Annotated in this window: 7 protein-coding genes; 4 read left to right on the forward strand and 3 right to left on the reverse strand. The window is 63.3% G+C overall.

What is annotated here, in order from left to right:
* Positions 1-118: 118 nt before the first annotated feature.
* From EOA24_RS26795 to EOA24_RS26810, 4 genes are all read left to right on the forward strand, one after another.
* Complete coding sequence (locus tag EOA24_RS26795) at positions 119-583, forward strand: RidA family protein (RefSeq protein WP_126082644.1); 465 nt, start codon at positions 119-121, stop codon at positions 581-583.
* Positions 584-591: 8 nt separating this feature from the next.
* Positions 592-1,320: a glycerophosphodiester phosphodiesterase gene (locus EOA24_RS26800; RefSeq protein ID WP_126083804.1), complete on the forward strand. Its 729-nt coding sequence runs from the start codon at positions 592-594 to the stop codon at positions 1,318-1,320.
* Positions 1,321-1,375: 55 nt separating this feature from the next.
* Positions 1,376-2,590 (forward strand): GNAT family N-acetyltransferase, encoded by a 1,215-nt coding sequence (locus EOA24_RS26805; RefSeq protein WP_126082643.1) that lies wholly within the window; start codon positions 1,376-1,378, stop codon positions 2,588-2,590.
* A 106-nt stretch (positions 2,591-2,696) separates the two neighbouring features.
* Entirely contained in the window at positions 2,697-3,125 is a 429-nt protein-coding gene (locus tag EOA24_RS26810; protein WP_126082642.1) for an HIT family protein, read from the forward strand.
* A 12-nt stretch (positions 3,126-3,137) separates the two neighbouring features.
* Here EOA24_RS26810 and EOA24_RS26815 read toward each other — a convergent pair whose 3' ends face one another.
* The 3 genes from EOA24_RS26815 to EOA24_RS26825 form a co-directional block, all read right to left on the reverse strand.
* Positions 3,138-3,488, reverse strand: coding sequence for an AzlD domain-containing protein (locus EOA24_RS26815; protein WP_126082641.1), 351 nt, complete (start codon positions 3,486-3,488; stop codon positions 3,138-3,140).
* Complete coding sequence (locus EOA24_RS26820; protein ID WP_348526242.1) at positions 3,485-4,414, reverse strand: AzlC family ABC transporter permease; 930 nt, start codon at positions 4,412-4,414, stop codon at positions 3,485-3,487. The genes EOA24_RS26815 and EOA24_RS26820 overlap by 4 nt, the downstream gene beginning before the upstream one ends.
* A 16-nt stretch (positions 4,415-4,430) precedes the next feature.
* On the reverse strand, positions 4,431-5,159 hold a 729-nt coding region (locus tag EOA24_RS26825; RefSeq protein ID WP_148669979.1), incomplete at its 5' end, for an AAA family ATPase.

Here is a 5,159-nt window from a genome sequence, read left to right on the forward strand (position 1 = left end):
CCGCGAGACAGGCCGCAGGGAAAGATGGTCCAGCTTAAAAAAAGTCGTGGCGGAAGCGAGGCAAAAATAGCAATTTCGGCCCGGCCAACGCGGCGCCTTCCAGCAATAGGGAAAACCAATGAGCGAAACAATCGAAAAGCGGCTAAGCGATCTTGGCGTGGCCATTCCGGCCGCCGCCGCGCCCGCCGCCAACTATGTGCCCTATTGCCGGACCGGCAACATGCTCTTCACCGCCGGCCAGCTGCCGCTGAAGGACGGCAAGCTGCAGGCAAGCGGGCTGCTCGGCCGCGACATCGACACCGCCGCCGGCAAGGAAGGCGCGAAATTCTGCGCCATCAACATCCTGGCGCAGGCCAAGGCGGCGCTCGGTGATCTCGAGAGGATCCGGCGCGTGGTCAAGATCACTGTCTTCGTCGCCTCCGCTCCTGATTTCGTCGAGCAGCATCTTGTTGCCAACGGCGCCTCCGACTTCCTGGTCGCGGCACTCGGCGAGCGTGGCAAGCACGCCCGATCCGCCGTCGGCACCGCCTCGCTGCCGCTCAACGCCGCGGTCGAAATCGAAGCGATCTTCGAAGTCGAGTGATGCCCAACATGACCGATCTCTCCTGGCTGATTGCCCGCCCCGTCGCGCATCGCGGCTTTCACGACATGAACAAGACCCGCTGGGAGAACACGCTGTCGGCCTTCGCCGCGGCGGCCGAACGCGGCTATGCCATCGAATGCGACGTGCATCTCTCGTCGGATGGCGTCCCGGTGATCATCCATGACGGCGACCTGAAGCGCCTGACTGGCGAGGACGGCTTCATCTGGCAACGCACCGCAGCCGAACTGGCGACGCTCAGGATCGGCGGCACCAAGGACCATGTGCCGACGCTGCAGGAAGCGCTCGACCTGATCGACGGCCGCGTGCCGCTGGTGGTCGAGCTGAAAGGCGTTCCCGGCCATGACGCGGGCCTGGTGGCAGCCGTCGGCCGGCTGCTCAAGCGCTACAAGGGCAAGGTGGCCATCATGTCGTTCGATCACTGGCTGATCCGCGACTTCGCCAGGGACGCGCCGGGCATCCCCGGTGGGCTGACCGCCTATGGCAAGGACAACCAGCTGATCGAGGCGCATTTCGCCATGCTCGCGCATGACCTCGCCTTCACCTCCTACGCCGCCGGCGACCTGCCGAACCCTTTCGTCAGCTTCGTGCGTGAAAAGCTGAAGATGCCCGTTATCACCTGGACCGTGCATGACCAGCCGGCGGTCGACCTCACCTTCAAATATGCCGACCAGATGACCTTCGAGGGTTTCGAACCCGGCCTGGTAAGAGTCGCTTGAGCCGGGTGCCTCAAACGTGACTTGTAGCTGCCCCGGCGAAGCTTAAATAAGCCCCATGGATCAAGGCGACGACGATGATGGACGGGCAGCGAACGCGGATTATGCGATCCGCGTCGCGGCAGGCATCGGCGCGTTCACATGCGAGGAATGGGACGGCTTTGCCGGGACCACGCGCGGCGATAAAGAAAACGGCTACAACCCGCTGGTTTCATTCGCTTTTCTGAGCGCCTTGGAAGATTCCGGCTGCGCTGTTCGGCGCACCGGCTGGCAAGGTCATCACCTTAGACTTGAAACCGCGCAAGGCGGGCTTCTCGGCGCTGTCCCTTGTTATCTCAAATCGCACAGCCAGGGGGAATATGTCTTCGACCATGGCTGGTCCGACGCCTTCGAGCGCGCCGGCGGCCGCTACTATCCCAAGCTGCAATGCTCGGTGCCGTTCACGCCGGTGACCGGCCCTCGCCTGCTCGTCAGCAGGGGCGAGGACGCAGGCGCCGTGAAGGCAGGCCTGGCGGAGGGGTTGAAACTCGTGACCGACAAGCTCGGCGTCTCTTCCGCGCATGTCACCTTCGCAAACGAGCCCGACGTGGCGACGCTGGAGGCGGCGGGGTTCCTGCATCGCACCGACCAGCAGTTCCATTTCTTCAATGAAGGCTTTTCGACCTATGACGACTTCCTCGCCACCCTTGCCTCGCGCAAGCGCAAGGCGATGAAGAAGGAGCGCCGCGAGGCGCTTGCCGAGGGCATCTCGATCGACTGGCTGACCGGCAAGGATATCACCGAAAGCACCTGGGATGACTTCTTCGCCTTCTACATGGATACCGGCGGCCGCAAATGGGGCAGGCCTTATCTCAACCGGCAGTTCTTCTCGCTGATCGGCGAGCGCATGGCCGAGGACATTCTTCTGGTGATGGCCAAGCGCAATGGCCGCTACATTGCCGGCGCCATCAACTTCATCGGTTCCGATGCGCTCTATGGCCGCAACTGGGGCTGCATCGAGGACCACCCTTTCCTGCATTTCGAGGTCTGCTACCACCAGGCCATCGACTTCGCCATCGAGCACAAGCTCAAGGTGGTGGAGGCAGGCGCGCAGGGCGAGCACAAGCTGGCGCGCGGCTACCGTCCGGTGACCATGCATTCGGCGCACTACATTTCGCATCCCGGCTTACGCAACGCCGTCGCCGATTATCTCAGGCGCGAGCGGCGCGAGGTCGAACGCATGGGCGAGTATCTCGAAGAGCACACGCCCTTCCGCAAGGATCTCGGCGAATAATCCTGGGCAGCGAAGGCAGCTTGGCGGTCGATCTCGCCTGAGCGCCTTGCCGCCCACCGGCGGCTTCGCTACACCGGACGGCGAACGCAATTGGGAGTGTCACCCCATGGCCGAAGCCTATGATCCCGGCAACATCTTCGCGAAAATCCTGCGCGGCGAGATCCCCTCGCACGGCGTCTATGAGGACGACGCGGTGGTCGCCTTCATGGATGTGATGCCGCAAGGCACGGGCCACACGCTGGTCGTGCCGAAGGCGCCGTCGCGCAACATCCTCGACGCCGATCCGGCAACGTTCGCCGCGCTGTTCGCGGTCGTGCAGAAGGTGGCGGTGGCGGTGAAAAAGGCCTTCAACGCCGACGGCGTCACCATCATGCAGTTCAACGAGCCGGCTTCCGGGCAGACCGTCTATCACCTTCATGTCCACGTCGTTCCGCGCTTCGAGGGCGTGCCGTTGAAGCCGCATCCCGGACAGATGGAAAAGCCGGAGGTGCTGGCCGAGAATGCCGGCAAGATCCGGGCGGCTCTGGCGGGCTGAGATGGGGCGAAATCAAAAGTTCAGATAAAGTCCCGCCAGAAGCAAAAACTCGGCTGTGGCGATGCCGACGACCATGCGCTTTCCCGACGCCAGATAGGCGACGAAACCCAGGGCCGCCGCCGCTATCCTCAAGCCAAGCGAAGTGTGCGCCAGCGCGCCGCCTGGAAAGACAATCAGGTTGCCGATGACGGCGGCAACAAGCGCCGTCGCCATGGTGCGAACCAGCACCAACAGGTCTGAATCTTCGGAAAGCTTGCCGCCAAGATAGACGCCGAGGAAGCGCCAGATATCCGTCGCGGCGAAACCGGCGACGAGAATGAACATGTATGGCCACCACCAGGCGCCGCTGGAAAAGTAACTCACGCTGCGCGCACCTTGCGCCGCCACAATTGCAAGCCACAGGCGACCGTGCCGCCGATCAGTCCGGCAACCAGCAAATCGATCTGCGGCAACACTATGTGGAAGACCGGTCCGAGGACGAGGCCCAGGACCATTGCGACATGCCCTGCCCGCTCGCGTGCGGACCCCCACAACGAGGTCAGGAAATACATCGGCGTCAACATCAGCAACGCCGCCGAAACGGCGGACGGCAGCGCATCCGCCACTGCATAAACGACGGTCACGACGATGACATTCGTCGTCACCAGCGTGCCGCCGAGGCCGGCATAGTAAGTCGTACGCATTTGAGGCGGGACGCGCTTGAGGCGCTCCATGGCCAGCACCCAGGAGGTCACGGCCACGAAATGCGCCAGGAGGTAGAGCACGCATTGCCGGGTTTTCCCGGTGCGCATCTCGGGTGCCAGCGCCATCACCATCGGCATCAGACGTATGGCGGACAACGTGACGGCGAACATCGCCGCCGGCAGCGCCGCTCCCGATGCGATCGCACTCACCAGCACGACCATGGATGGCAGCGCCCACACCGTTCCGGTCATGAAAGCGGCCTGTGCCACCGTGACCCCGGCGTCTTTCGCCAGGGCGGCAAAGCCAATGAACGAGCTGACGAGGATCAGGCCAGGCAGGGAAAAGGCCGCGCGGGCACCACGCAGGAACCAAGTGGAACGAGGCGCTGTGACGTTCGAGGTCCAAGTCGACATGTGCCGGCCATAGCATGCGCGGCCACAGGATGCGACCGCACCGACACGGGCGCATCGTCTTTCCATTGATCCAGGAAAATCCGTTGGCGGTTGGAGGACATCGGCCACGCGCACCGTTAAATTAAGGACAATCCGGCCGATTTCCACGTTTCCTTGCAACAAAAAAGCCCCGTCGCCGGGGCCTTTCTGCAATTCGGAATAAGGCCGATCAGCCCTTGCGCGGCAGTTGCGGCACAAGGCTGCGCTTGTTGCCGTCCTTGCCCTTCGGTTCCGGCTTCTGCGCCACCGCCTTCTTGGGCGCAGGCTTCTTGGCCACCGCCTTCTTCGGCTTCGGCGCGTCTTCCGGCTCTTCCTTCTTCGGCTGCACGGGCGACTCGTCGGCGAGCGATTCGAGCTTCAGGCCGGACTCTCCGGTTTCCTTCTTCTCGACGGTGACGCGCACCGTGCCGCCCTTCTTCAGCTTGCCAAACAGCACTTCATCGGCCAGCGGCTTCTTGATGTGCTCCTGGATGACCCGGCCGAGCGGACGCGCCCCCATGCGCTCGTCATAGCCCTTGTCGGCCAGCCAGGCGATCGCGTCCTGCGACAGATCGAAGGTGACGCCACGCTCGGAAAGCTGGGCCTCGAGCTGCATGACGAACTTCTGCACCACCTGATGGATCACCGGCACCGGCAGCGAGCCGAACGGGATGATCGCATCGAGACGGTTGCGGAACTCCGGCGTGAACAGCCGGTTGATCGCCTCGACGTCGTCGCCCTCGCGCTTGGTCGAGCCGAAGCCGATCGCCGCGCGCTGCGCATCCGACGCACCCGCATTGGTGGTCATGATGAGGATCACGTTGCGGAAGTCGATCTGCTTGCCGTTGTGGTCGGTGAGCTTGCCATGATCCATCACCTGCAACAGGATGTTGAACAGGTCCGGATGCGCCTTCTCGAC

The organism is Mesorhizobium sp. M2A.F.Ca.ET.039.01.1.1, from assembly GCF_003998035.1.
In the GTDB taxonomy this organism is placed as follows: domain Bacteria; phylum Pseudomonadota; class Alphaproteobacteria; order Rhizobiales; family Rhizobiaceae; genus Mesorhizobium.

Coding starts and splice junctions, on each gene's coding strand:
- EOA24_RS26795 (WP_126082644.1), top strand. CDS start 119: ATGAGCGAAACAATCGAAAAGCGGCTAAGCGATCTTGGCGTGGCCATT.
- EOA24_RS26800 (WP_126083804.1), top strand. CDS start 592: ATGACCGATCTCTCCTGGCTGATTGCCCGCCCCGTCGCGCATCGCGGC.
- EOA24_RS26805 (WP_126082643.1), top strand. CDS start 1,376: ATGGATCAAGGCGACGACGATGATGGACGGGCAGCGAACGCGGATTAT.
- EOA24_RS26810 (WP_126082642.1), top strand. CDS start 2,697: ATGGCCGAAGCCTATGATCCCGGCAACATCTTCGCGAAAATCCTGCGC.